This is a genomic window from Bradyrhizobium sp. 134 (assembly GCF_023074155.1).
Lineage (GTDB): Bacteria > Pseudomonadota > Alphaproteobacteria > Rhizobiales > Xanthobacteraceae > Bradyrhizobium.
Window position 1 is genome coordinate 448,609 of the sequence record NZ_JADPKX010000086.1, and the last position, 26,352, is coordinate 474,960.

Consider the following 26,352-nt stretch of genomic DNA (forward strand, 5'->3'; position numbering starts at 1 on the left):
GCTTCCAAACCAATGACGCGCAAGTTTGAAAGTGGAGTAAGAGGCGGGGCCTGCGCTTCGTCGGTCGCAGCCGCGCTTCTGCTCGCCGCCTGTCTCGGCGTCGATGTTGCGCAGGCGCAGGCGATCATGCGCACGCCGACGATCAGCGTCCCCTCCCGAATGCCGACGATTTCTCCTGGCATCGCCGCACGCGTCAGTCCCGGCGTTGCCGCCAGAGCGGTGGCCGTCGGCCGCGGTCCCGGTCCGATTGTGACGACAAGGATTTCGGCGCGGATGGGGCCGACGCCGGTGCTGCCCTATGCGCGCTACTCCCCGAACCTCTATCCCGCCTGTACTGCGCCCGATCGCGACGCCGCCGGCGAGTGCCTGGCGCAGCAGAACGCAGGCGGCGATGGCTCGGGCAAATCGGGCAAGAAGACCGCTGGAAAGGGGCGCGGCAACAACACGCCCGTCGCCGCGGATTTGCGCACCTTTGCCGGCGAATTCGTCGCCGAGATCGACGGCGGGCTGTCGTTGAGCCAAGCCGACGAGCTTGCGCGCCGCCATGGCCTGACGCGCGTGTCCTCCGAGAATTTTCCGCTGATCGGGGCGACGTTCGGACTGTTCCGCATCACCGACGGCCGGCCCTCCGCGACGGTGCGGCGTGAATTCGTGGCCGACGGCAGCGTGCGTTCGGTCCAGCCGAACTTCCGCTACCTGCTCCAGGACCAGAAATCGTCGGTGCCGACCGAGGGAGATCCCGCGCAATATGCGCTGGCGAAGCTCCGCCTGCCGCAGGCACATACTCTCGCGCATGGCGCCAATGTGACGGTCGCCGTGATCGACTCCGGCATCGACGTCCAACATCCGGAACTTGCCAATTCCATTGCCGACAATTTCGATGCGCTTGGCAGCGCCGAGGGCCCGCACATTCACGGCACCGGCATTGCCGGCGCCATCGTGGCGCATGCCAAGCTGATGGGCAGCGCGCCCGAGGCGCGCCTCATCGCCATCCGCGCCTTCGGCGGCACCACCGGCGGGGCCGAGAGCTCGTCCTACATCATCCTGCGCTCGCTGAACTATGCCGCCGAGCATGGCGCCCAGATCGTCAACATGAGCTTTGCCGGTCCGAAGGATACGGTGATCGAGCGGGCCATCGCGGCGACGGCCGCGCGTGGCCTGGTGCTGATCGCGGCCGCCGGCAATGCCGGCGCGAAGTCTCCGCCGCTCTATCCGGCCGCCAATCCCAACGTGATAGCGGTCAGCGCGACCGACCAGCAGGACAGGCTGTTCACCGCCTCCAACCGCGGCAACTACATCGCGGTCGCGGCCCCCGGCGTCGATATCTTCCTGCCGGCGCCTGACGGCAAATACCAGATGACGTCGGGCACCTCGTTCTCGGCTGCCTATGTCTCCGGCGTCGCGGCGCTGCTGCTCGAGCGCAACTACGCCTTGAAGCCGGAAGCGCTGCGCACGACGCTGGCAAAGACGGCGCGTGACCTCGGTTCACCCGGGCGTGACGATCTGTTCGGCGATGGCGAGGCCGACGCGTTTGCCGCGGTCATGGCCGTTCCCGCCGCCGGCGCGACGCCGGTCGCGGCCGCGTCCGGTACAACAAAACGTGAAGATATTGAGAAGCGTCGCGACGGGCCTGGCATCCGCGCATTAGAGCAACCTTCGTTGTCGAGCACCGAGGATAAAGCCACGGTTTCTCAAGCGGATAAGCCGACGACGCGATAGCGGCTGCGACAACTTTGCGCGCGGCGCGAAGGTCGAAAAATCAAACGCCGCGTTGAACGTTCGGCCCGCTGCCACGACCAAATTATGTGGGAGCGGTTATCCCTCCCCATAAGTCATATTAGGCGCGAGCGCCCATCCACCCCAAGCGCCCATATGGCTCGACCCGTCCGGTTGTCCCCCCGGACGGGTCTTTTCTTTTTGGACGTCCAATTCCTCGAAGCCCTACGCGAGATCAGCTTCCGGTTGAGAGGTCGTAGCTCACTTAACGCTACCGCTCCGCCGGCACGCCGCAAGCGCCCTATGCTTGTGCGAAGCTTGACTCCAAAACCCCTTGAATCTCCGCACGACTACGGAGTTTGGCGACGAAAACATCGTCGTTGCTGGACAAGTCAAAACTTTTCCACAAAATATTCACGTCGCGTCTAAATTGATTCGTGTGCGTTGCGTCGCGTCCGTATTTTCTCCTGACGGGCTGATTTATGACACATCGCCAAGAGGCTATTCGCGACGTTGCTATTGGTCGCGACGTTGCGGCACGCTGGTGCGCTCTCGCCGAGCAGCGGCTGGTGCATCTCTCCGAGATGTTCGAGACCGGGCGCTGGCGCCGCTATCATTCCGAGATCGCATTTCTCGAAAACATTCAGGAAGCGAAGCTCGCCGTCCAGACCTGGCGCGCGCTTGCCACCGGCGCTGATGTCGCCACGGCGGCCGCGAGCGTGTCGCCCGCATTCGGCTGGTCGCCGGCGACAATGCCCCGCATGTTTCCGCGCGAGCCCCAGGCGCAGACCGTGCAACCGAAGGCCGTGCACATCGCCCCGGAGACCGCCGTCCCGGTCAGGCTCGATCCGAAGCCGGGCGTTCTCGCCGAAATCACCGAAGCCCCGACCGCGCCGGTCGCCGCGCCTGCCCCGATGGCACCGCTCAGAGTGCCGGCTGCCATGGCGCCGCCTACCGCGCCCGTGGTAATGACGGGGCCCAAGGTGCCGGCATCGCCCAAGGCGCTGGCTGCGATGGTGGCGCTTCTGCCGCAGTTCTCTCCGCCGGCAGCCGAAATTGTCGCAGCCCCCGAACGTCTGGTTGAGTTCACCTTCAGCCTCGACGGGCTCGAAGCGAAGTACCCGCTGCTGCGGAACGCGTTCTAGCGTTCGAGAGCCAGAGGCGAGGAGCCGCAGCTACCGCCGCACCGCATTCCCGCCGACGACCAATTGCGCAAACCGCTGAGCGCCATCCGCCGACAGGTCGGACGTTACGGCTCGCGCGTGATCGAGCCCGACGACGGCGCCGCGCGGGGTTTCCGAGATCATGTTGTTATTGACGAGCGCGGTGCCGGCGCCGGGCACGACGGACACGCCGACGCCTGCCAGTGCCTTGCGGATCACGTTGCCCGTGATGGCGACGTCGCGGAGATATTTGCCCCAGCCGGCGACGATGCCGTAGGACGGCGCGTTCTCGATCACGTTGCCGGTGACCGATGAATCCGCCTCGATGTAGATGCCGATGCCGGCATCGTCATCCGGCGCGGTGCCGATCGGCCGCTTCGGGATCAAATTGCGGATGATGTTGCCCTGGACCACGGCGATGCGGCCGCCTTCGTTGAAATTGCAGACGGAGACGCCGACCGCGGCGCCGTCCACAATGTTGTTGGCGATCACCGCGGCCTCGAAAGCGAATTCCGAATAGAGCGCGACCTCGCGCACGTCGCTGACGCTGTTGCCGGTAATGTGGATGTTCGAGGCCGAGTTGCCGCGCACGGCGGAGTAATCGCAGTTCTTGATGCGATTGCCACGCACGATGACGTTTCCGGCGCGGAACGCGTTGATGGCGTTGCCGTACTGGCCGGAGCCGCCGGGACCGGCCTTGATGTCCTCGATGCGGTTATCAGCGACCAGCGTGCCGTCGTCGCCGATGGCCGTGCGCAGGATCTCGATGCCATTGTCGTTGGTGCCGGTGATGGTGTTGCGGGAGACGCTGAGACCCCTGGCGTCGAACGACACCACCGCCGTCACCGCGATGTTGGCAAAAATGTTGCCGGAGATGTCGCCGGAGACCTGCTCGAGCCAGATGCCGCTGCCGCCGGAACCGGTGATCTCGCAATCGCTGATGCGGACGTCGCGCCCGCCGAGGACATGGATCAGCCCGCGCCGTGCCGGCAGCGGAATGCCGCCGCCGTCGAAGGTGATGCCGGTGAGGCCAATCGAATCGGAGCGGTCGCTCTGGATCGCCGAGGCCCCGCCGGTGAAGACGAATTTTGTGGCGCCGCGTACGCCGATCAGTTGCGCGCCATTTGGCAGGCGCAACAGTCCGGTGCGGTAGATGCCGGGGGGCAGCGCCAGCGGCATCTGCGCCCGGCCAGCCTCGTCGATCGCACGCTGCAGCGCGCGGGTCTGGTCCTCGCTGCTGCCGGGTCGCACACCATACTGCGTGGCATCGCGGCCGAGCAACGACGTCAGCGGCGCCGCACGCGCGGCGTCGGCAGGCATCGCGAGCGCGCCGGCGATGCCTGCGGTCGATGCTCCGATGAGATGGCGGCGATTGAGGTCCATGGATGCGTCCTCCGGCGGACGCGGGGGCCCGCAGCGGTTAGGTAGCGCAAAAACGGGACCGCGCGGCTGGGGCCATGAGGATAGTTCACGGTAGGGTTAAATGTTTACGCAGTCGTGTTCCGAGCCTTCCGTGCCAGCTGTACCATCTCCATCAGCATCGCTTCCCCGGCGTCCACCAGTTCCTCCAGCGTGATCCGCGGCGCGCCCTTGCGGCGCACGGCGCCACTGCGCGCGAGCAGGGGAATATGGATGAACGCCGCAAGCTGCGGCCCGCCGGCCCTGACGTTTTCGATCGCGCGCCAGCTCAGGTAATTGCAGAGATAGGCGCCGGCATCGCGCGAGGGGCGCGCGTCGATGCCGGTGAGGCGCGCGGCGCGCAGCAGCCTTGCGGTGTGCGGGCCGAACGTTATCGCGTCCGCATTGCCGGCGATGCCGCGCTTGCTCGAGCGGGTGTTGGCGGCATCGGGCCAGAGCATGGTGACGGCGTTGCGCGCGCGGCTCTCGATGCGCAGATAGGGTGTGCGTGCGGCGAGGCCGAACATCAGCAGCGCATCCGGCTTCTCTTTCGCGAGCACCTCCGGCAATTGCCGGTCTACCGCAGCATAGGTGACCGGGAAGATGTGGCTGGAGATCGCGGCATCGTCGAGTGCGGGTCGGCGCAATTGCGCCAGCCGGGCGACCAGTGGCTGGGTCGGATTGTAGGGCGCGCCGGGAAACGGGCCGAAGCCGGTGAGGAGAATGCGGAGCTTGTCGCTCATTGCAGCAGCTCCAAAATCTTCTCGGCGGCGATCGCCGGCGTGAGATGGCCGTCGGCGACCTCGGCCTCGATCTTCCTGACCTTGGTCCGCACTGACGCCTCGCTGCGCAACCGCGCCAGCATGCGTTGCTCCAGCATCGACCACATCCATTTCACCTGCTGCTCACGCCGCCGTGCGGCGAAGTCGCCGGATGCATTCATCGCCTTGCGGTGATCGAGGACGTTCTGCCAGATATTCGCGATGCCGTCCCCGGTCAGCGCCGAATAGGTCTCGACCGGCGGATGCCAGTGCTCGGAGCGTGGCGTCAGGATATGCAGCGCGCCGCGATAATCGGCGGCGGTGATGTTCGCGCGCTTGAGATTGTCGCCATCGGCCTTGTTGATCGCGATCATGTCGGCGAGCTCCACCAGGCCCTTCTTGATGCCCTGCAATTCGTCGCCGCCGCCCGGCAGCATCAGGGCGAGGAAGAAATCGGTCATGTCGCAGACCGCCGTTTCGGACTGGCCGATGCCGACCGTTTCCACCAGCACGACGTCGAAGCCGGCTGCTTCGCACAGCAGCATCGCCTCGCGCGTTTTCGCCGCGACGCCCCCAAGAGTGCCCGAAGACGGCGAGGGCCGGATGAAGGCGTGGTCGGAGGCCGAAAGCCGCGCCATCCGGGTCTTGTCGCCGAGGATCGAGCCGCCGCTGCGCGCCGAGGACGGATCGACCGCGAGCACGGCGACCTTGTGGCCCTGCTCGATCAGATGAGTGCCGAGCGCGTCGATCGTGGTGGATTTGCCGACGCCGGGCGAGCCGGTGATGCCGACGCGGACCGCCTTGCCGGTATCGGGCAAGAGCATCTGCACCAGTTCGCGCGCCAGCGCCTGATGGTCGCTGCGCCGGCTCTCGACCAGCGTGATCGCCCGCGCCAGCGCCGCGCGGCTGCCGGCGCGGAGGTCACGGGCGAGGGATTTGATGTCCAGTGAAGGCTTTTTCTCAACCATGCCCTGCTTTACAACGCCCCCGCGGGGCAGGCGAGGGCCGCCCGCCCGATATCACCGGGATGTCGCCGCCACCCCCGTCCGCACCGGTTTCACCTTCCGCCACGCCCAGACCATCACCGGCCACAGCAGCGCCCCGATCGCCATGGCGGCGAGGATCGCAGCGACCGGGCGTTCGAAAAACGGCAAAATGCTGCCGTCCGACTTGATCAGCGAGGTGACGAAAGCCTGCTCGACCATGGTGCCCATGACGATGCCGAGCACCATCGCCGCGACGGGATAGCCGTTCGCCTCCATCACATAGCCGATCACGCCGAAGGCGGCGACGGTGACGACGCCGAACATGTTGTTGCCGATCGCGAACGAGCCGACCGCGCAGCACAGCATGATGATCGGCATGATAGCGGAGCGCGGTGCCAGCAGGATGTAGGCGGCAACCCGGATCATGGCGATGCCGAGCGGGATCATCAAAATGTTTGCGATGATGAACATCAGATAGATCGCGTACATGCTCGACGCTTTCTCGGTGAACAGCGTCGGTCCGGGGTTCAGCCCCTTCATGTAGAGCACGCCGATCGCGATCGCGGCGATGGTGTCGCCGGGGATGCCGAACAGCAATGACGGCACCCAGCCCGAGGCGATGCTGGCATTGTTGCTGGCGCCGGCCTCGACCAGGCCCTCGACATGGCCGGTGCCGAACTTTTCCGGTTCCTTGGAGAAGCGCTTTGACATCGCGTAGGACACCCAAGCGGCCATGTCGGCGCCGGCGCCGGGCAGCACGCCGATGATGATGCCGACGATGTTTCCGCGCGTCATCTGCCAATGGTATTTCTTGGTCAGCTTCCACTGGCCGGCCATGATGCTTCCGAATTTGCGCCGCGGCAGCGGCGGAGGCTCGGGCGTCAGCATCGCGCGCATCACCTGGGCCACCGCGAACACGCCGACCAGCGCGGGGATCGGCTCGATGCCGCCGAACAGATCGGTGAGGCCGAAGGTGAAGCGTGGCACGCCGCCGGGATTTTCGATGCCGACGCAGGAGACCAGCAGGCCGAGGAACATGCCGGCGATCGCCTTCACGGGCGAGGAGCGCGCCACCAACGTCGCGCACATCAGGCCGAGCAGCGCCAGCCAGAAATACTCGAAGGTCGAAAACGACAGCGCGATCTCGGCCAGCGGCGGCGCCAGGATCATCAGCGACAGCACGCCGGCGATGCCGCCGACGGCCGAGAACCACACGCCGGCCCCGAGCGCCAGTTCGGCCTGTCCCTTGCGGGTCATGGCGTAGGCCTCGTCTGCATAGGCGGCGGAGGCGGGCGTTCCCGGGATGCGCAGCAGCGCGCCGGGAATGTCGCCGGAGAAGATCGCCATCGAGGACGCTGCGACGATGGTCGCGATCGCCGCGATCGGCGAGAGGTAGAAGGTGACGGGGACGAGCAGGGCGGTTGCCATCGTCGCCGACAGGCCTGGCAGCGAGCCGATCACGAGTCCGTACACCGAGGCTGCGAACATCGCGATGATGACCTCCCAGGTGGAGATCAGTGCGAACGCTTCAATCAGGGTTTTCAGCATGGGATCACCAGGGCGTCGGCAACAGGCCGGCGGGAAGCGGCACGCGCAGCAGCTTGCCGAAGATCAGGTGGATGGCGAACGGCGCCAGCGCTGCGAGCGGCAGCGCCAGCTTCCACTTCGCCCCCAACGCGGTCGAGGTGACGTAGACCATGATCGCCGCGGTGACGATGAAGCCGAGGCGGTCGGCCGCGACCACGTAGAACAGCAGCAGCGCCGGGGGCAGCAGCGCGCGCAGGCCGTACAACTTTCCCTGCGGCGGCGGGGCAGCCGCTGCCTGGCCATCCTCGAGCGGGATCAGCTCTTCCGCCTCCTCGAAGGTGTGGCCGATCCCGAACACGATCGCGAGCCCGCACAGCGCAAGCCCAATGCCGATCACGAGCGGAAATACGTTGGGACCAACCGGCTGCCCGGGCACCGGCGGCAGCAGCCAGCCGCCATAGGCGGCTGCTGTGCCGAGCACGACGAGAAACGATCCCGTGACCGAGTCGGGAAGACGCATGGGAGAATCCTATGTGAGGTATTCTCTCTCTCCCCGCGCGGGAGGAGAGAGAGGCGATCAGCGCGTGTAGTCGGGAAATGATCCCAGGGTCACGCCTTGCTCAGACCCGCCGCCTTCATCGCTTCGCCCATCTGGGCGTCGCCCTTGTCCATGAAGCTTGCGAACTGGCCGGCATCGCCCCACACCGTGCCGAAGCCGCGATTGCTCATGAAGTCCTTGAACTCGGCGGAGTCGTAGACCTTCTGCAGCGCCGCGGTGAGCTTGGTTGCGATCTCCGGCGGCAGGTTCTTCGGCCCGGCGATGCCGCGCCAGGCGCCGGTCGCGTAGTCGATGCCCATCGCCTCCTTCAGCGTCGGCACGTCCTTGAAGATCGGATTGCGCGCCGGCGCCATGATGGCAAGGCTCCTGGCCTTGCCGGCCTCGATGATGGCGCGGGCTTCCGGCACCGAGCAGGTAGTGAGGTCGAGGCCGCCAGCGGCGAGGTCCTGCATCGCGGGTGCGGCGCCGTTCGACGGTACCCAGGCGACCTGGTTGGCGGGCAGGCCCATCGCCTGCATCCAGCCGACCAGCGCGAGGTGCCAGATCCCGCCTTGGCCGGTGCCGGAAGCCTTGAACTTGCCGGGAGGAGCCGCCTTGATGGCTTCCGCGAGTTCCTTCACCGTCTTGTAAGGCGAGGAGGAGGAGACCTGGATGCCCGGGGGGTCTTCGTTCATCAGCGCCAGCGGGGTGTAGCTCTTCGGCGCCAGTTCGGTCAGCCCCTGCCAGTGCATCATCGAGATTTCCACCGTGAGCATGCCGATGGTGTAGCCATCGGGCTGCGCGGTCGCGATCGCGGTATGGCCGACGACACCGGAGCCGCCGGTGCGATTGACCACGTTGAAGGGTTGGCCGAGATCCTTCTCCAACAGCGCTGCGACAATGCGCGCAGTCGCGTCGGTGCCGCCGCCCGCGCCCCAGGGCACGATCACGGTGACGGGCCGCGCCGGATAGGCTTGCGCAAGTGCGGGTGTGAGGCCGAATGCGGCGGATGCCGCGACTGCGGCAGATGAAGCCGCAAAGGTGCGGCGCGTAATCTTGGACATCAATGCCTCCCAACGGCGCCCATGACGTCAGGCGCTCTTGTCAATGGCGACATTCTAGTCAGCTTTGCAACGCGGCTGCAAGGCAGCGCTACCAGCGCTCTGCGAGCAAGCTGTCGCTGCTCAACACGATCATTGCGGCTCGTCAGCGTCACTCTTCGGCCGCGCGCCGCCGAAGATGCGGGTGCCTTCCGCGGTGAGATAGGACTTCAGCGCTTCCCACGGCACGAACGCGACATATTCGCCCTCGGCGTAAGGGCCGATTGCGTAGGGCGGATAGTGGAAGGTGAGCCCGGAACTCTTGCCCGCGTCGGTTGAGGGCGCGAGCGTCACCGCGCCGATCTTGAGCAGGCTCGGTGCGAGCTCCTTAAACCACTCGTCGGTCGCGGTCTCGCCGGCGCCGCGCTTCTTCTTCTCGATTTTCAGTGAGGCGATCACCGCCTGCACCATCGCCTTCATGGCCGGGCCGTTGTCGGCGGTCTCGGTGAAGAACGGGCGGATGGAGATGCGCTTGCCTTCGGCCTTGTCCCACACGACCGTGTTCACGTCGGAATTGGGATGGGCGCCGTGAGTGTCCATGTAGTCGTTGCGCAGGATGCTGACATAGCGGTCGGCGACGACGGAGCGGACCGCATATTTGCGCTCAAAGTCCCAGCCGCCTTCCTTGAAGAACTGCGGATCCTCTTTGCGCGAGGCGGCGGCTTCTGCTGCGTTCTTGTCGATCCACTTCCTGCCTTCGGCTAGGCAATTCGCCGCCAGCGTCGGGGCAGCCTTGATCTTGTCGTCGAGGAGGACACGCGCCTCGATGCTCTTGGTCTTGATGACCGCGTCGGGCTTGGGATCGGCGGCATGGGCGGTAGCCAACAACGCGCTGCAAGCTGCGACCACAGCTAGCGCGCGCATGAACGCCGGCGCGGAAAATATCACGCACTGTCCTTTCGAAGATCGATGGCGACCTACTCCGCCGCCTCGCTATGCCCGAGCCGGGCGTTCAGCTTGCGGATCAGCTCTTCGGCCGCGTCCGCAATCACCGTGCCCGGTGGGAAGATCGCTTCGGCGCCGGCCGCGTAGAGCGCGTCGTAATCCTGTGGCGGCACCACGCCGCCGACGATGATCATGATGTCGTCGCGGCCCTGCTTCTTCAGCGCGGCTTTCAGTTCGGGCACGGCTGTGAGATGGGCGGCCGCGAGCGAGGAAACGCCGAGGATGTGGACGTCGTTCTCGACCGCCTGGCGCGCGGCTTCGTCGGCAGTCGCGAACAGCGGCCCGATGTCGACATCGAAGCCGATATCGGCGAAGGCCGACGCGATCACCTTCTGGCCGCGGTCGTGACCGTCCTGACCGATTTTTGCGACCAGGATGCGCGGACGGCGGCCTTCCGCCTCCTCGAAGGCATCGATCAGCGCCTGAACTTTCTCGACCCGGTTACCCATGCTGGACGCCTCCCGCTTGTAGACGCCGGTGATGGATTTGATCTCGGCGCGGTGCCGGCCGAACACCTTCTCCATCGCGTCCGAGATTTCGCCGACGGTTGCCTTCGCGCGCGCGGCGTCGATGGCGAGCGCCAGCAGATTGCCGTTGCCTTCGCCGGCCGAGCGCGTCAGCGCGGCGAGCGCGGCCTCGACGTCCTTCTGGTTGCGTTCGGACTTCAGCCGCGTCAGCTTGTCGATCTGGAGCCGGCGGACATTGGTATTGTCGACCTTGAGGATATCGATCGGAGCTTCGTCCGTCGGCTTGTATTTGTTGACCCCGATCACCGCCTGCTTGCCGGCATCGATGCGGGCCTGGGTCTTGGCGGAGGCTTCCTCGATGCGCAGCTTCGGTACGCCGGCCTCGATCGCCTTGGCCATGCCGCCGAGTTCCTCGACCTCCTGGATGTGGCTCCAGGCCTTGGCGGCGAGGTCGCGTGTCAGCCGCTCGACATAATACGAGCCGCCCCAGGGATCGATGATGCGGGTGGTGCCGCTCTCCTGCTGCAGGAAGAGCTGCGTGTTGCGGGCAATGCGCGCCGAAAAGTCGGTCGGCAAAGCGAGCGCCTCGTCGAGCGCGTTGGTGTGCAGCGACTGGGTGTGGCCCTGCGTCGCCGCCATCGCTTCCACCGTCGTGCGCATCACGTTGTTGAAGACGTCCTGCGCGGTCAGCGACCAGCCGGATGTCTGGCAATGCGTGCGCAGTGACAGCGAGCGTGGATCCTTCGGATTGAAGGGCTTGAGCAGCTTCGCCCAGAGCAGCCGCGCGGCGCGCATCTTGGCCACTTCCATGAAGAAGTTCATCCCGGTCGCCCAGAAGAACGACAGCCGCGGGGCGAAGCGGTCGACATCGAGGCCCGCCGCAAGGCCGGCACGAAGATATTCGACGCCGTCGGCGAGCGTATAGGCGAGCTCGAGGTCCTGCGTCGCCCCGGCCTCCTGCATGTGATAGCCGGAGATCGAGATCGAATTGTATTTCGGCATCTTCTGCGAGGTGTAGGCGAAGATGTCCGAGATGATCCGCATCGAGGGCGCGGGCGGATAGATGTAGGTGTTGCGCACCATGAACTCTTTCAGAATGTCGTTCTGAATGGTCCCTGAGAGCTTCTCCGGCGGCACACCCTGTTCCTCGGCGGCAGCAACGTAGAGCGCGAGGATCGGCAGCACCGCGCCGTTCATGGTCATGGACACGCTCATCTGGTCGAGCGGAATGCCCGCAAACAGCGTGCGCATGTCGTAGATGGAATCGATGGCAACGCCGGCCATGCCGACGTCGCCGCCGACGCGCGGATGGTCGCTGTCATAGCCGCGATGGGTGGCGAGATCGAACGCGACCGAGAGGCCCTTCTGTCCGGCCGCGAGGTTGCGGCGGTAGAACGCGTTGGAATCCTCCGCCGTGGAGAAGCCGGCATATTGCCTGACGGTCCAGGGCTGGTTGACGTACATGGTCGGGTAGGGGCCGCGCAGATAAGGCGCGATGCCCGGATAGGTCTCGAGGAAGTCGAGGCCGGCGAGGTCGGCCTCGCCATAAGCGGGCTTCACCAGAATGCCCTCGGGCGTCAGCCACGGCTCGGCGCTGCCTGATGGCGCGGCGCTTGTGGTGCGCTCGAAGGCGATGTCTGCGAAATCAGGAATGCGGCTCATGGTTTCAACCATATCATGGGCGCTCAATCATGGTCGGGATGCTGATGGCTGACGATGGTTGCCATCTTCTCCGGCCCGTAATTTTGCTGCGTGGTCTGGCTTGGTAGATTGGCGATCCCGACCACCCAGCCGAGACGGGACTCGGAACCGAACTGCCGCGTCGGCACCACGTGATCGGGGCGGTCGAACGCGCCGGTCATGATCTCGATCCGGTCGCCGTCGATGCGGCCAAAGCTTAGCGGCGTGCCGCAGGCGGCGCAAAATCCGCGCTCGGCGATGGAGGAGGAGCGGAAGAACGACGGCTTGCCCTTGGTCCATGCAAAGTCCGTCTTGTTGATGTCGGCAAAAGAGGCGAACGGCGCCCCGCTCGCCTTCTGGCACATCCGGCAGTGACAGATCGAAACCCTGTTCGGCGCCGTCGTGACTCCAAAGCGCACTGCCCCGCATTGGCAGCCGCCGGTGAGAACGGGTTTGCCTGCTTCCGTCATGGCTGCTCCATCCGTCGATACGTGTCTTGCAATGTCGCAAGCGCGTCGCCCCCGGCGAAGACAAAACCGGTGACGCCGGCTGCACGCAGCGCCGCCTCGGCATCGGTCGGGCGGCCTGCCAGATAGATAAGTCGGGCGCCGGCGGTTTGCAGGGCCTGCGCCGCGGCTTCGGCGTGTTCTGCATAGACCTTGTCGCTGGAACAAAGGCAGGCGAGCCCGGCACCGGAGGCCTTGAAGGCTGCAGCTAACTGGGCCGGATCGGCGAAGCCCTGGCTGTCGACGGCCTGGCTGTCGACGGCCTGGATGCCGCCGGTCTCGAACAAGCTCTTGGCAAAGGTCGCGCGCGCCGTGAAATCGGCGGGCGTGCCGAGATTGGCCAAGAACACTTTCGGCCGCGCGCCGTGTGCCTTCAAGGCCCCATCGGATTTGTCGCGCAGCGCCTCGAACGGTTCCGCCAGCCGGATCGGCGGCAGCGGGTCGAACTTGTATTTTTGCTCGCCATAAGGCGCCAGCGCGATCGGCGTCGCCTTCAGCACCATCGTCTCGTTCTCGTGCAGGTTCGGAAACTCACTGGCGCCGGTCAGCACGTCGCGGCGTTTTGCGATGTTGGCGTCGCGGGCTTTTCGCGCGGCCGCGACCTTGCTCTGGAACAGGCCCTGCTGAAGCGCAGAGAAGGCGCCGCCGGCTTTCTCGCTCTCCTGGAATAGCGCCCAGGCGGCGTCACAAAGCTGGCCCGTCAGAGTCTCGATGCCGCCTGCGCCTGCCGCGGGATCGCTGACCTTGGCGAGATTGCTCTCTTCCAGCAGCACGAGCTGCGTATTGCGCGCCACGCGCCGCGCGAACGGATCTGGCAGGCCGAGCGCCAGCGTATGCGGCAGCACGGTGATCGCGTTCGCGCCGGCGAGTCCGGCCGCAAACGTCGCCATGGTCGCGCGCAGCATGTTCACATAGGGATCGCGTTGCGTCAGCATGCGCCAGGCGGTATCGGCGGTGATGAACAGCGGTTTTGGCATGAGCCCGCATGCCGTCTCGATGCGCGCCCACAGCAGCCGCAAGGCGCGGAATTTTGCCATGGTGAGGATCTGATCTGCATCCGCGGCAAGCCGCGCATAGACCATGCCCTGCGCCTGCTCCAGCGGAACGCCCGCGCCCTCGATCGCGCGCAAATAGGCGATGCCGCAGGCGAGCACGAAGGCGAGCTCCTGCACCTCCGAGCCACCGGCATCGTGGACGACGCGTCCGTCGGCTGATGCGAACGGTCCCTTGAAGCCGAGCGCGGCGAGGCCCTTGATGCCGCCGGTGACGACCGGAACGATCTCGTCCCAGGTATAGGGGCTGTGGCCCCACACCGCGCCGGCCGCAAGCGGGTCGAGCCCGAAGCGGATGTCGCAGGCCGCGGGATCGATGCCGTTGCTCTTCACATATTCCGCGACGTGGATCGCCGCCATCCGCGATTGCGGACCGATCTCGAGCTCCAGCCCGATGCCGGCGTCGAGATGGACGTCCTTCAAGATCTTCGCGATTGCGTCTGCGGTCGGTTCCAGCCCGAAACCGTGAGCGGCATTGCCGCCGGCGAACACCAGCGCAAGCCCTGTCGCGCCATTTTCGAGATCGGTCAGTGCCTGTGCATTCGCTGCACTTGCATCGGGATGGTCGATCCGCTGCATGATCTGCCAGGGTGCCGCCGCCGGCCGACCCACCACGGGCGCAACGCCTTTGGCGCGCGGATAGAGCGGATCGATCCTGATTCCGTCATAGGTCTTGGCGACCAGCTTCTCGAATGGCGCGCCCTTCAGCACGCCATCGACCAGCTTGCGCCAGTCGTCGACGGTCGCCTTGGGAAAATCCGCCGCCAGCGGCAGGTCGTCGGTCGCGGAGGTCATGCGGCGAAGGGCTCCCGAAAATCTTGTTGTTCGCAGGCGAAATTGCCACGGCCGGCCGTCCCTGCAAACGGTTGTTTTTGGTTAACCGGTATCCGGAAGCCGCTCAATGCCTTGTGTCGAGACGCTGGCGAGACCGTCACGGACACGAATGCCTGCGATCACGCGGTCGGGCGCGATCTCGGCCAGCGGCACCAGCACAAAGGCGCGCTCGAACAGGCGCGGATGCGGCAGGGTCAGATCGGGCTTCTGCATCGACACATCGTCATAGGCGATCATGTCGAGATCGAGCGTGCGCGGGCCCCAGCGCCGCTCCTTATCGCGCGAGCGGCCGAATTTCTGCTCGACCTTCTGCATCACGAACAGCAGCGCATGCGGATCGAGATCGGTCTCGATCTCGATGCAGGCGTTGATGAAGGGAGCCTGGTCCTCGTCGCCCCAGGGCGGGGTCGTATAGTCCGACGAGCGCGCGATCAACGCAGCCTGCGCCATGCCGCAGATATGGGCGATCGCCTTCTGGAACGTCGCGCGGACATCGCCGACATTGCCGCCGAGTGCAATCAGGACGCTTGCCATGTCAGGGGTGCCGCGAACGCGTAAGCATGATTCCGACGTCGTCGAAGATCGCGGCGATCGGCGCATGCGGCTTGTGCACGGTGATCTTCACGGCGCGGATACGCGGAAAGTGCGACAGGATGGCATCGGCGACCGCGCCGGCCGCGCGCTCCAGCAGCTTGTAATTGGTGTTCTTGAAGGCCGCGGTGGTCGTCGCCACGACGTCGGCGTAAGACACGGTGTCGGCGAGCCGGTCGCTGCGCGACGGCTCCGACAGGTCGGTATAGAGCTCGAGGTCGATGACAAAACGCTGGCCGACCTCGGTCTCGTGCTCCATCACGCCGTGGCGGGCATGGATCGACAGGCCGCTCACGAAGATCGTATCGGTCATGGCTTGCTCTCGATTGCGTGCGCCACTCGCAGGGCCTGCAAGGTCTCGGCGACGTCGTGTGTCCGGATGATTTTCGCGCCGCGCTGCGCGGCGATCAGATGCGCGGCGATCGAGCCGGCGAGCCGCTCTGTCGGCTCCGACGGCGACACCGAAGCGATGAAGCGTTTTCGCGAGGCGCCAACGAGGATCGGCAGGCCAAACATGTCGAGCTCGCGAAGTCGCGCCAGCGCGGTCATGCTTTGTTCGGCCGTCTTGCCGAAGCCGATGCCGGGATCGAGCACGATCTTGTCGCGGGCGATGCCGGCTTTTGCCGCGATCTCCAGCGAACGCAGGAAAAACGCTTTCATGTCCACGACGATATCGATGGCGGGATCGACGCTGTCGCGGTTGTGCATGACGATGACGGGGGCGCTTCTCGCGCCAATCAGCGGCGCCATGGCGGCATCGCGCTGCAGGCCCCAGACGTCGTTTGCAATCGCCGCGCCCTGATCGAGCGCGAAGGCCACCACTTCCGCCTTCATGCTGTCGATCGAGACGGGCACACCGAGCGCCACGATCTCCGATAGCACCGGCCGCAGCCGCGCCAGCTCGTCTTGCGCCGTGACCGGCCGAGCGCCCTTGTAGGGCCGGGTGGACTCGGCACCGATATCGATGATGTCGACCCCGGCCTCGATCATCGCCCGTGCCCGCGCGAGCGCCTGCTCGGGCGCGATGAATTCGCCGCCGTCGGAGAATGAATCCGGAGTGACGTTGAGCACGCCCATGACCGCCGGGATCGGCCGCTCCAGCAGCGTCCGCAGCACGTCAGGCCCGACTGAACCGGCCGCCGGGACGGATGGAGAGGGCGAGGCATTCATGCGGCCCGCTTTAACGGTCGGGGAGGGGGGATTCAAGGCGGGATTGGGGGGCGATCCAGTCGCCCCATGCACTCCGGGGCCGGTGAGGGCGCGATGCTCTTGCCCACGCTCCGTCATTACGAGCGTAGCGTAGCAATCCAGGCTGCCGCTGCGGAGAGACTCTGGATTGCTTCGCTGCGCTCGCAATGACGACCGGGAAGGAGCGGTGCTCTATCTGCCCAGCCTTGTCCCTGGATCAATACGAAATCTTCGGCGGCAGCTTTTTCGCCTTGGCAATGATGTCGCCGACCGACTTTTCCGAGGGCAGGATGCGGAGGAGCTTTTTCTTCTCGTTGGCATCCCGCATGCTCTGGGCCAGCCTTGCCGGATTTCGGTAGGCGAGCTCGCGCACGGTGGTGACGCCGGCGGCGCGGACCAGGCCGACCTTGGCCCGGCCCATGCCGGGGATGCGCATGTAGTCGGAGACGTTGGCCCATTCCAGCAGCAACTGCTCGCTGATGCCGGTCTTGGCGGAGAGCGCCTTGCGGCCCTTCACGGTCGAAGCCGCCTCGAGCAACGCATCGGTGGTGCGGATACCCTGCGCCTTCAACTTGTTGGCGGCAAAGGCCGACAGGCCCTCAATCTCGGAGATCGGATATGTCATGATACTCGATGTGAAATGCGCAGGCGTCAGGCGAACTGGCTGAGGCCCGGGGTCCCCGCGATGATCTTGCCCATCTGATCCGCTCCGATTTTGTCTCGGCCGAAGCGAAAAAGTTCACGGGCGATGTTCTGAATCTCGGACATGCCAAGTCCCAGGCCCATCAGGCGCGTGCCGACCGCCATCAAGCCGCCGCCCATCAGCCGCGACAGTCCTCCGCCGCTGCGGGACGCCTCGATTGCCGCTTCTGCACCTGGAATCTGGTCGATCAGGACCTGGACGCTGTCGGAAGGACCCTCGTTGCGGAGGAAGCCCAGGATAATGCCGACGGTCTTTTCAGCGACAGCACCATCTATGCTGGCGTTTGTCGCCAGCCGCCCGATCAGCTCGTCCATATGGCCGCCCCTCAGCCGGTTCACATGCCGGAGTATTGCTTTCGAAAATGATCTTGAGCCGGCGTGATCTGAAATACAAGCGATGAACGCCATCAACGTTCCGATTCATTCTCGAACGCGCGAGAAGTGTTGCAGCGATGCAAGGGCGGAGATGAAATCGGCAGAAAAATGCCGCGATGCGAATGCGTCGTTCCTACTTTCGGCTGATGTCACTCGCATGTTTCCGACGATGTCGCATGCCCGGAGCGCGTTGAATGGTTTCAATCAGCGCGCGATATGCGTTAAACTACGGAACTGGTGCATTCGAGTTTCGATATGCGAAACAAGGCAGAGAGATCAGGGCATAATGACCGCACAGGACAGCAAGCTCGGTGATACCGACGACAAGATCTTCGTCGGTAAAGGAAGCGAGCAGGCATGGCTGACGCTGGCGTTCGCCAATCGCCACGGCCTCGTCACGGGTGCAACCGGAACCGGCAAGACGGTCTCGCTGCAAGTGATGGCAGAAGGATTTGCGCGCGCTGGTGTTCCAGTGTTCGCGGCCGACATCAAGGGCGACCTCTCAGGCATCTCCGAAGTCGGCGAAGCCAAAGATTTCATCGTCAAGCGCGCCACCGAGATGGGACTGACGTTCCAGCCCGACCAGTTCTCGACGGTGTTCTGGGACGTGTTCGGCGAGCAGGGCCACCCGGTGCGGGCGACCGTCACGGAAATGGGCCCGCTGCTGCTCGCACGTATGCTCGACCTGAACGATGTGCAGGAAGGCGTGCTCAATGTCGCCTTCCGCGTCGCCGACGACAACGGGCTGACGCTGATCGACATGAAGGATCTGCGCGCGCTGCTCGATGCCATCGTGCCCGACGCCGGCAAGAAGGGGGCGGATGCCGAGGAGAGTCCGCTTGCCGAGATCAAGAAGGCGGCGCAGGGTTTTGGTAACGTCACCAAGGCCACTGTCGGCACCATCCAGCGCCAGCTTCTGGTGCTGGAGAATCAGGGCGCCACCAAATTCTTCGGCGAGCCGGCGCTGACGCTGAAAGACTTCATGAAGACCGACCGCGACGGCCGCGGCATGGTCAACATACTCGTCGCCGACAAGCTGCTGCAGAGCCCACGGCTTTACGCGACATTCCTGCTGTGGATGCTGTCGGAGCTGTTCGAAGAGCTGCCCGAGGCCGGTGACCTGCCCAAGCCGAAGCTGGTCTTCTTCTTCGACGAAGCGCATCTGCTGTTCAACGACGCGCCCAAGGCGCTGATGGACAAGATCGAGCAGGTGGTGCGCCTGATCCGCTCCAAAGGCGTCGGCGTTTATTTCGTCACGCAAAACCCGGTCGACGTGCCCGACCGCGTGCTCGGACAATTGGGCAACCGGGTGCAGCACGCGCTCCGCGCCTTCACCCCACGCGACCAGAAGGCGGTCGCCGCCGCGGCCCAGACCTTCCGGCCCAACCCGAAGCTCGACACTGCCAAGGTGATCATGGAGCTCGGCAAGGGCGAGGCGCTGGTGTCCTTTCTCGAAGGCAACGGCACGCCGGCGATGGTCGAGCGAGTGATGATCCGGCCGCCATCGGCCCGGATCGGACCGATCACGCCGGAAGAGCGCAAGGCGATCATGGATGCAAGCCCGGTGAAGGGCAAATACGACACCGCCGTCGATGCGGAGTCCGCCTACGAGATGATCCAGAAGCGCATTGCCGGCACTGCTGCGACTGCCGATCCAGGCGCGGCGGGCGGTGGAGGCGGCGGCATTCTCGGCCAGATCGGCTCGATCGTCGGCACCATCTTCGGCACCAACGTCAAGCGCGGCCGCCTGTCGACGGGCCAGGTCATCGCGCGCGACATGACCCGATCGGTGACCAACCAGGTGATCGGGGGGATGGCGGCCAATATCGGCAAGTCGGTCGCCGGCCAGCTCGGTGGCTCGATCGGCCGCACGCTGGTCCGCGGCGCGCTCGGCGGCTTGCTGCGTCGCTAGGCAGAAAGCCCTGTTTGAGGCAATTCGCCCGCAAACCCGCCGCTTGTGCGCGGCGGGTACAAATTCGGGTGAACAGGACTCTCCAACCTTCTATCGGTCTGCTAGGTGCTATGGCCCATGACTGGACCACACCGTGACCTCACCTGAATCTTTTACCAAACCCGGCGCACTCCGAACCCTGTCGCTGCGTGCGCCGCTCGACCTGCTCTTCCTGCTCTGCTGCTTCATCCTGGCCGCCGACGTCCTCGGTCCCGAGATCTTCGGGCACGGCAAGACCAAGGATTACGGGCTGTGGTACTGGGCTGGGCGGCAGGTCTTGCAGGGTGGGCCGCTCTATCCCGGCGACATCCATGAGTACTTCGAGTTCATCTACCCACCGCTGCCGGCAATCCTGCTGGCGATCCCGAGTTGGTTCGGCAAGGTCGCGCTCTACACCGTGCTGTCGATCCTTAATATTGTGGCGTGGTGGTACACGGGAATGTTTTCCAACGCCATGACTGGTTCGGGCCGCACGCCTGGCCCCTGGCTGGAGGCGCTGCCGGCTCTCGTCACCGTGACCTTCGTGTTCGACATGTTCGATCTTGGCCAGCCGAACCTCGTGCTGCTGGCGATGATGCTCTACGGCTTCTGGAGCTTGCAGCATCAACGCTCCTGGCTCGCAGGCTTGATGTTCGCGCTCGCCACCGCCATCAAGGTGTTTCCCATTGCGGTGCTGCCCTATCTGGTCTGGCGTCGAAACTGGGGAGCCGCCGTCGCTACGGTCGCCTTCACCGGCATGCTTCTCTATATCGTGCCGGCCCCCATACGCGGCTTCGAGCGCAACGCCGCCGAGGTCAAGACCTGGTATCAGGGCATGGTCGGGTCGAGCTCGGAAAAAGGATTTGGCCAGCGCGACGAGCAGAACTGGTCGTGGGTGAACCAGTCCCTCATTGCTGTCACGCACCGGCTGGTCCGGCCGATCAACTACAATCAGGAAGATGCCAACAAGCCGCCGCGCACGATGAATGTCATCGACGTCGATTACAGGACGGCGAACTGGATCGTGCTGGCGCTGTCGGCGTTGCTCGGACTCGCCTTCGTCGCGGTCATGCCACGGCAGGGGCAGCGTACGGCGCGGTCGGACGCCGAGGAGCTCGGCATCCTGTTCTGCCTGATGACGGTGGCATCGCCCCTGGCGCGGCAATACTACTTCATGTGGCTGTTCTTCCCGATGACGGTGCTGATGCATCGTGCCGCCTTCGATGAGCGGGCGAATGTACGCCTGGGAACCTGGCTCGCCCTCGGCGTCGCCGGCGGTCTCATGCTGCTGGCGCTGCCGTGGTTTCCCAATGTCATCCAGGCCTGGGGCAACAATCTCGTCGCCACGGCGATCCTCGCAGGTGCGCTCGGATGGCACATCCGGCATCCGCCCGTCGCGGCTAGCTCCGAGGCAGCGGCAGGGCTAAAAGCGCAGTGATCTTGAGACCCCGATTTCTTGAGACATGAAACGTAGGGAACACGACCATGGCCAATGCACAGCTTCAATCCGTGCTCGACCACATCGACAAGGATTTCGACAACAGCCTGGAGCGTCTGTTCTCGCTGTTGCGGATCAAGTCGATCTCCGCAGATCCCGCCTTCGCGGCTGATTGCAAGGCGGCGGCCGAGCATCTTGCCAAGGACATCGCGAGCCTCGGCGTCGCGACTGAAGTGAGGCCGACCGCCGGCCATCCCGCGGTCGTCGGCAAGAGTGTCGCCGGTGGCCGGCCGCATGTGCTGTTCTACGGCCACTATGATGTGCAGCCGGTCGATCCGATCGAGCTCTGGCACCGTCCGCCATTTGAGCCTGTTGTGACCGACCATGCCGACGGCCGCAAGATCATCGTGGCGCGCGGCGCCGAGGACGACAAGGGTCAGGTCATGACTTTCGTCGAGGCCTGCCGCGCCTGGAAGAAGGTGACGGGGTCGCTGCCGATCGACGTCACTTTCCTGATCGAAGGCGAGGAAGAAGTCGGCTCGAAGAACTTCGTGCCCTTCATCGAAGCCAACAAGGACGAGTTTAAGGCTGACTACGTGCTGGTCTGCGACACCGGCATGTGGGACCGCAACACGCCCGCGATCACGACCTCGCTGCGCGGCCTGCTCTATGAGGAGCTCAAGATCACCGCCGCCAATCGCGACCTGCATTCCGGCGTGTTCGGCGGCAGCGCGATGAACCCGATCCGGGTGCTGACCAAAATTCTCGGCGGGCTGTTCGACGATGACAACCGTATCACCATTCCCGGCTTCTATGACGGGGTGAAGGACACGCCGTCGGACATTCTCGCGCAGTGGAAGAAGCTCGATTTCACGCCGGACACTTTCCTCAAGCCGGTTGGACTATCGATACCGGCCGGCGAGAAGGGCAGGCTCCTGGTCGAGCAGGCTTCCACGCGTCCGACCTGTGACGTCAACGGCATCTGGGGCGGTTATATCGGTGAGGGCTCGAAGACGGTGATCCCGTCGCACGCATCGGCCAAGGTCTCGTTCCGGCTGGTCGAAGGCCAGGATCCCGCGAAGATCCGCAAGGCTTTCCGCGAGTACGTGACGGCGCGCATTCCGGGGGACTGCAAGGTCGAGTTCGGCGACCACTCTGCCGGGCCCGCGATTGCGCTCGACTGGAACATGAAGCCGCTCGCCGCGGCCAGGACCGCGCTGACCGAGGAATGGGGCAAGGAGACCGTGCTGATGGGCTCGGGCGCCTCGATCCCGATCGTCGCGGACTTCAAGCGCACGCTGGGGCTGGATTCGCTGCTTGTTGGTTTCGGCCTCGACGACGACAATATCCACTCGCCGAACGAGAAGTACGACCTCCGCAGCTTCCAGAAAGGCATCCGTTCCTGGGCGCGCATCCTCGCGGCGCTGGCGGAGGTGAAGTAGCGGGCGCTCTGTCCTCGTCATTGCGAGCGTAGCGAAGCAATCCAGAATCTCTCCGCAGAGACAGCCTGGATTGCTTCGTCGCTTCGCTCCTCGCAATGACGGGGCCAAATAAAAACGCCGCCCGGAATTGGGCGGCGTTTCATTCCGAAAATGTGTAGAGGGTGTTGAGACCTACCCTACACCAAATCCCGAAAATCTCAAGAGCGGTAGCCCGGAAGCTCGCGGTCCAGCTTGCGCAGCAGCGGAGGCCACACGAGGTTGGTGGCGCGCAACTCGGCGCGGTCGCGGTTGGCGAGCAGCTCGGTGTTCTTGTCGATGGCGACATCGTCGACCGGATAGACCGGCGTGCCCAGCGCGCGCGTACGTACCTGCATCGAGCAGGCCCGCTCAAGGTGATACATGCGCTCGAAGGCCGAGGCCACCGAGCGGCCGACCGTCATCGTGCCGTGGTTGCGCAGCAGCATGTGGTTGTGGTCGCCGAGATCCTTCTGCAGCCGCGGCCGCTCGTCGTGGTCGAGGGCGATGCCTTCGTAGTCGTGATAGGCGAGGTCGTGGGTGACGAGCTGAGCGGTCTGGTTCAGCGGCAGCAGGCCTTCGGCGCTGCTCGAGACCGCGGTGCCGTCGAGGGTGTGGAGATGCAGCACGCAGATGGCGTCCTCGCGCACCTCGTGGATCGCCGAATGGATGGTGAAGCCGGCGGGGTTGATGCTGTACTCGCTCTCGGAGAGCTGGTTGCCGTGCAGATCGACTTTGACGAGGCTCGACGCCGTGATCTCGTCGAACATCAGTCCGTAGGGATTGATGAGGAAATGATGGTCGGGGCCGGGCACGCGCGCGGAGATGTGGGTGTCGACCAAATCGTCCCAGCCGTAGAGCGAGACGAGGCGATAGCAGGCGGCGAGATTGACCCGTTGCTGCCACTCGGCCTCCGTCATGTTCGACGGCACTTCCTTCAGGCGCGCTTCCGCTGGCGACATGGTTGATCTCTCCGAACATCGTTGTTGCGGGGAGGGAGGGTAGTCCTGCCGCGAGCTGCCGGCAAGGCACACAAAGCGCGGCAGTCCAGCGTAGCCCGCATGAGCGAAGCGACATGCGGGGCTGCCTGATAGGCCCCGGATGTCGCTGCGCTCACCCGGGCTACGATCCGGAGAAATTTATTACGGTGCCGGGATCGAGAGCAGGCTGGAAATGCTGCTGCCGCGGATGTCGTAGACGCGGGCGAACACCACGTCGTCGCGCTTGATCTCGACCAGCACGGGCGCGGTGAGGCCCTTGCAGTAGAATTCACCGAGCGTCATGGCGAAGTCGGCGGCATTGGAATCCCAGCCGATGGTGAAATCGGGGCCGAGCGCGACCTGGGCGGGGCGCTGCGGACCGCACACGGCGACCTTCCATTTGCGGTTGCGCGGCGGCACTTCCTGGCGTTCCACCAGTTGCTCGCGCAATTCGTCCGAGGCCTGCTTCAGCGCCAGGCCCCAATAATCCAGCATGAAGCGGTCGTCGGCGCCGCGCACGGTGCCGGCGATGTGGTTGAAGTGGGTGTATTGATAAGGATGCAGGCGGATCATCTCGGCGAGCGAAAGCGCCAAGCCAAAGCAGAAGGTGGCGAGCACGACCGGCTGCCAGGTGCGGTGATTAGCGCGCAGCCGCTGCATGGCCCAGCCAAAGGCGACGCCGCCGAGCACCGCCATCGGCGGGATCACGAAGACGAAATGGCGGATGCCGTTGTACAGCGCCGGCCGCTTCACCATCGCGATCGCGAGCGGCAGCGTCGCGGCGAGCGTGAGCATCAGCAGGATGGTCTTGCGGCGTGCGGGAACCTCGCGACGCGGCAGCAGTGCGAAGGTGCCGATCACGGCGCCGAACATCAGCACCAGCATCACCTCAGGCAACTGAAGCGCGAACAGCGTCGGCAGATAGGACCAGGGCATGTCGGGCACGGATACGATCGCGCCGTCGAACATCTCCTTCCAGGGTTTCTCGAAGAAGTGCGAGAAGTAGGTCAGCGCCTCGAAGGGGTTGCCGGGCTCCATGATCGACCACGGCCAGATCAGCCCCATCACGAGGTAGCCGAGCACGAGGCCGGGCAGCAGCACGTAGACGACATAAGCGAAGCGGCGGACCGACTCGCGCAGGCCCTCGCTGCGCAGTTCCTCCAGGAACAACGGCATGAAGCCGATCACGGCATAGACCAGCGCCAGGCCGCCGAGGATGCGGGTGCCGAGCGAGAGGCCGGCACCAAGGCCGACGATCAGGATCGTGCGCGGCGAAGGCTGCGGATATTCCTCTGCGAGGCGGACGAGACCCAGCATCAGGATGATCATGGCCACCGCGAAGGGCGCATCCTTCGGGTTCATGAACATGTGGCCGTAGAAGGTCGGGCAGAGCGCGAGCAGCAGGAGTGAGGCAAGTCCCGCAAGGGGGCCACCGACTCGGCGGCCGAGCCGCCACGTCACCGCAAGTCCGATCACGCCGACGACGGCGCCGACCAGACGGCGCGTCTCGAACAGTTCGAGCGGAATCACCTTGTGCAGGAGGGCCGCGACCATGTCGAAGCCGCCGCCATACATATAGAGGTTAGCGAAGGAGAGTGCCGCCGTGTCCTTGAAACCGGAACCGAACATGCGCAGCAGCAGGTCGGCATATTCGGCGTGGGTGTAGTCGTCCCAGCCGAGCCCGTAGTCGCGGAAGGTCAAACCGGCAATGACGGCGACCGTAGCCAACACCAGCATGGCGAGATCGTCGCAAGTCCGTTCAACCGAGCGCCGCAGAGGCGTGTCGATCGCCGAAGTCGTGATGGATGTCATGGCTATTGGTGACCCGGAATCCCCTCTTGGCCCTGCTGGTGCGCGCGGGCCTGCTCCCCGGAATCCCTATAGCGCAGTTCCATTACCAAGTAATTGGGCATTATGGCTAAATTCCTGATGCAACGCAGCAAATCCGACCAGCTCGAGAGCAGCTTAGAAGTAGCGAGCCGTAGCTGAAGGGAATGTGAATAAGTCCCTGATTTCCTTTCCTTTAGGAACGCAGGCTATAATTCGACGTTGGCGTGGAACACCGGATGACGGTATCGTGGCGTGACGAGTGTCGCGTGTGGCTGCGCGGCCGGGGGTGAGTTCGATGGCGTTGGCATTGTTGATCGCGGGGATTTTCGCCGTTTTGGCGGGCCTCCTTGCGATCCTGTTCGGCTTCACCGTCAGGGAATTCAGTCTCGGCAGTACCCTCATAATCTCCGGCACCATCGGCGTCTGCTCCGGAATGTTACTGGCCGGCCTCTACGTCGTGGTTGCGGAATTGAAGGGCATGGCCCGCCGGCTCGCTGGATCAATCGCACCATCCGACGTTCGGGTCCGGCCCGTACTGCCGGGTCTCGGGATGCCTGGAACGCCTGCCCCCTCGCCTGAGCCGGGCGCGGAGAAGATGGAGCCGGCGCCGCCATTGCCGGCCGCAGGCCCGCCCCCCTGGCAGAACGAAGCAGCCGCGCGCGAGCGACCGCGCGTCGAACCTCCGCCACCGCCGGAAGCTCCGAGCCCGCCTGAGGTTCCGGAGCCGCCGCGCCGGCGCAACTTGCTGTTCGCCTCGACCTCCCGCAAGGAGCGCGAGCGCGCGGAGGCGAAGACCGGCGAGGGCGTGCCGCCGCTGCCGCATGCCGAGCCGTCGGGGGAGCCTGCCGCCCCGGAGGCGCCGCCTGCGAGCTTTGACGACGCCTGGCCGAAGCCGGATCGCATGAGGCCTGCAGAGCCGCCGGCCGGCTCGCGGCGCCCGCCACCGCGCTCGCCGTCGACCTTCGCGGAGGCTGCTCCGCCGCCCGCACCGGAGCCTGCGGCTGCGGCCGAACAGGCGCCCGTGACCGTGCTCAAATCCGGCATCGTCGACGGCATGGCCTATTCGCTCTACTCCGACGGCTCGATCGAAGCCCAGATGCCGGAAGGGATGATGCGCTTTGCCTCGATCGACGAACTGCGCTCCCACCTTGACCAGCGGGGCGCTTGAAGAGCGGGCGTAGGCAACTC

The 26,352-nt window shown here is 65.1% G+C and carries 23 protein-coding genes; 6 read left to right on the forward strand and 17 right to left on the reverse strand.

Going from position 1 to position 26,352, the window contains the following annotated elements; translation table 11 throughout:
- Positions 1-12 precede the first annotated feature (12 nt).
- Together IVA75_RS36910 and IVA75_RS36915 are read left to right on the forward strand one after the other, a co-directional pair.
- A complete protein-coding gene (locus tag IVA75_RS36910; protein ID WP_247288738.1) occupies positions 13-1,719 on the forward strand; it encodes a S8 family serine peptidase in 1,707 nt (568 codons plus the stop codon).
- A gap of 479 nt (positions 1,720-2,198) precedes the next feature.
- On the forward strand, positions 2,199-2,861 hold the full coding sequence (locus tag IVA75_RS36915; protein ID WP_247288740.1) for a TIGR03809 family protein: 663 nt from the start codon (positions 2,199-2,201) through the stop codon (positions 2,859-2,861).
- Positions 2,862-2,891: 30 nt separating this feature from the next.
- Here the strand turns inward: IVA75_RS36915 and IVA75_RS36920 are convergent, their stop codons facing one another.
- The 15 genes from IVA75_RS36920 to IVA75_RS36990 form a co-directional block, all read right to left on the reverse strand.
- Complete coding sequence (locus IVA75_RS36920) at positions 2,892-4,262, reverse strand: TIGR03808 family TAT-translocated repetitive protein (RefSeq protein WP_247288742.1); 1,371 nt, start codon at positions 4,260-4,262, stop codon at positions 2,892-2,894.
- Between the two features lie 104 nt (positions 4,263-4,366).
- Positions 4,367-5,020 (reverse strand): pyroglutamyl-peptidase I, encoded by a 654-nt coding sequence (locus IVA75_RS36925; RefSeq protein ID WP_247288743.1) that lies wholly within the window; start codon positions 5,018-5,020, stop codon positions 4,367-4,369.
- The gene (gene meaB, locus IVA75_RS36930) at positions 5,017-6,006 is read right to left on the reverse strand and encodes a methylmalonyl Co-A mutase-associated GTPase MeaB (protein ID WP_247288745.1); all 990 of its coding nucleotides are present in this window, start codon (positions 6,004-6,006) and stop codon (positions 5,017-5,019) included. The genes IVA75_RS36925 and meaB overlap by 4 nt, the downstream gene beginning before the upstream one ends.
- A gap of 51 nt (positions 6,007-6,057) precedes the next feature.
- Positions 6,058-7,572 (reverse strand): tripartite tricarboxylate transporter permease, encoded by a 1,515-nt coding sequence (locus tag IVA75_RS36935; RefSeq protein ID WP_027569048.1) that lies wholly within the window; start codon positions 7,570-7,572, stop codon positions 6,058-6,060.
- 4 nt (positions 7,573-7,576) lie between these two features.
- Complete coding sequence (locus tag IVA75_RS36940) at positions 7,577-8,071, reverse strand: tripartite tricarboxylate transporter TctB family protein (RefSeq protein ID WP_027569049.1); 495 nt, start codon at positions 8,069-8,071, stop codon at positions 7,577-7,579.
- An 89-nt stretch (positions 8,072-8,160) separates the two neighbouring features.
- Positions 8,161-9,153 carry a tripartite tricarboxylate transporter substrate binding protein gene (locus IVA75_RS36945; protein ID WP_027569050.1) on the reverse strand — a complete coding sequence of 331 codons (993 nt, stop codon included), beginning with the start codon at positions 9,151-9,153 and terminating at the stop codon, positions 8,161-8,163.
- Between the two features lie 129 nt (positions 9,154-9,282).
- Positions 9,283-10,053: an RsiV family protein gene (locus tag IVA75_RS36950; protein ID WP_247289101.1), complete on the reverse strand. Its 771-nt coding sequence runs from the start codon at positions 10,051-10,053 to the stop codon at positions 9,283-9,285.
- Positions 10,054-10,106: 53 nt separating this feature from the next.
- Positions 10,107-12,263, reverse strand: a complete 2,157-nt coding sequence (scpA, locus tag IVA75_RS36955; protein WP_247288747.1) for a methylmalonyl-CoA mutase — start codon at positions 12,261-12,263, stop codon at positions 10,107-10,109.
- 23 nt (positions 12,264-12,286) lie between these two features.
- Positions 12,287-12,751 carry a GFA family protein gene (locus tag IVA75_RS36960; RefSeq protein ID WP_247288748.1) on the reverse strand — a complete coding sequence of 155 codons (465 nt, stop codon included), beginning with the start codon at positions 12,749-12,751 and terminating at the stop codon, positions 12,287-12,289.
- Positions 12,748-14,634 carry a methylmalonyl-CoA mutase subunit beta gene (locus tag IVA75_RS36965; RefSeq protein WP_247288749.1) on the reverse strand — a complete coding sequence of 629 codons (1,887 nt, stop codon included), beginning with the start codon at positions 14,632-14,634 and terminating at the stop codon, positions 12,748-12,750. Before IVA75_RS36965 ends, IVA75_RS36960 begins: the two co-directional genes overlap by 4 nt.
- 81 nt (positions 14,635-14,715) lie before the next feature.
- Positions 14,716-15,207, reverse strand: coding sequence for a 2-amino-4-hydroxy-6-hydroxymethyldihydropteridine diphosphokinase (gene folK, locus IVA75_RS36970; RefSeq protein ID WP_027569055.1), 492 nt, complete (start codon positions 15,205-15,207; stop codon positions 14,716-14,718).
- A gap of 1 nt (position 15,208) precedes the next feature.
- Positions 15,209-15,577 carry a dihydroneopterin aldolase gene (gene folB / locus IVA75_RS36975; RefSeq protein WP_027516901.1) on the reverse strand — a complete coding sequence of 123 codons (369 nt, stop codon included), beginning with the start codon at positions 15,575-15,577 and terminating at the stop codon, positions 15,209-15,211.
- Positions 15,574-16,434: a dihydropteroate synthase gene (folP, locus tag IVA75_RS36980; protein WP_247288750.1), complete on the reverse strand. Its 861-nt coding sequence runs from the start codon at positions 16,432-16,434 to the stop codon at positions 15,574-15,576. The genes folB and folP overlap by 4 nt, the downstream gene beginning before the upstream one ends.
- Before the next feature lie 235 nt (positions 16,435-16,669).
- The gene (locus tag IVA75_RS36985; protein ID WP_007608193.1) at positions 16,670-17,077 is read right to left on the reverse strand and encodes a DUF4332 domain-containing protein; all 408 of its coding nucleotides are present in this window, start codon (positions 17,075-17,077) and stop codon (positions 16,670-16,672) included.
- Between the two features lie 26 nt (positions 17,078-17,103).
- Entirely contained in the window at positions 17,104-17,469 is a 366-nt protein-coding gene (locus tag IVA75_RS36990; protein WP_247288751.1) for a DUF2267 domain-containing protein, read from the reverse strand.
- A gap of 346 nt (positions 17,470-17,815) precedes the next feature.
- Here IVA75_RS36990 and IVA75_RS36995 point away from each other — a divergent pair, with 346 nt between their 5' ends.
- The 3 genes from IVA75_RS36995 (at position 17,816) to IVA75_RS37005 (ending at position 22,339) form a co-directional block, all read left to right on the forward strand.
- Positions 17,816-19,441 (forward strand): helicase HerA-like domain-containing protein, encoded by a 1,626-nt coding sequence (locus tag IVA75_RS36995; RefSeq protein ID WP_027569058.1) that lies wholly within the window; start codon positions 17,816-17,818, stop codon positions 19,439-19,441.
- A gap of 133 nt (positions 19,442-19,574) precedes the next feature.
- Complete coding sequence (locus tag IVA75_RS37000) at positions 19,575-20,897, forward strand: glycosyltransferase family 87 protein (RefSeq protein ID WP_247288752.1); 1,323 nt, start codon at positions 19,575-19,577, stop codon at positions 20,895-20,897.
- 47 nt (positions 20,898-20,944) lie between these two features.
- Entirely contained in the window at positions 20,945-22,339 is a 1,395-nt protein-coding gene (locus IVA75_RS37005; protein WP_247288753.1) for a M20/M25/M40 family metallo-hydrolase, read from the forward strand.
- A 197-nt stretch (positions 22,340-22,536) separates the two neighbouring features.
- Here IVA75_RS37005 and IVA75_RS37010 read toward each other — a convergent pair whose 3' ends face one another.
- Both IVA75_RS37010 and IVA75_RS37015 read right to left on the reverse strand, forming a co-directional pair.
- The gene (locus IVA75_RS37010) at positions 22,537-23,316 is read right to left on the reverse strand and encodes a class II aldolase/adducin family protein (protein ID WP_007593534.1); all 780 of its coding nucleotides are present in this window, start codon (positions 23,314-23,316) and stop codon (positions 22,537-22,539) included.
- A gap of 180 nt (positions 23,317-23,496) precedes the next feature.
- Positions 23,497-25,146, reverse strand: coding sequence for a glycosyltransferase family 39 protein (locus IVA75_RS37015; RefSeq protein ID WP_247288754.1), 1,650 nt, complete (start codon positions 25,144-25,146; stop codon positions 23,497-23,499).
- Positions 25,147-25,459: 313 nt separating this feature from the next.
- Between IVA75_RS37015 and IVA75_RS37020 the strand changes: the two genes are divergently transcribed.
- A complete protein-coding gene (locus tag IVA75_RS37020; RefSeq protein WP_247288755.1) occupies positions 25,460-26,332 on the forward strand; it encodes a DUF308 domain-containing protein in 873 nt (290 codons plus the stop codon).
- The last annotated feature ends 20 nt before the right edge of the window (positions 26,333-26,352 follow it).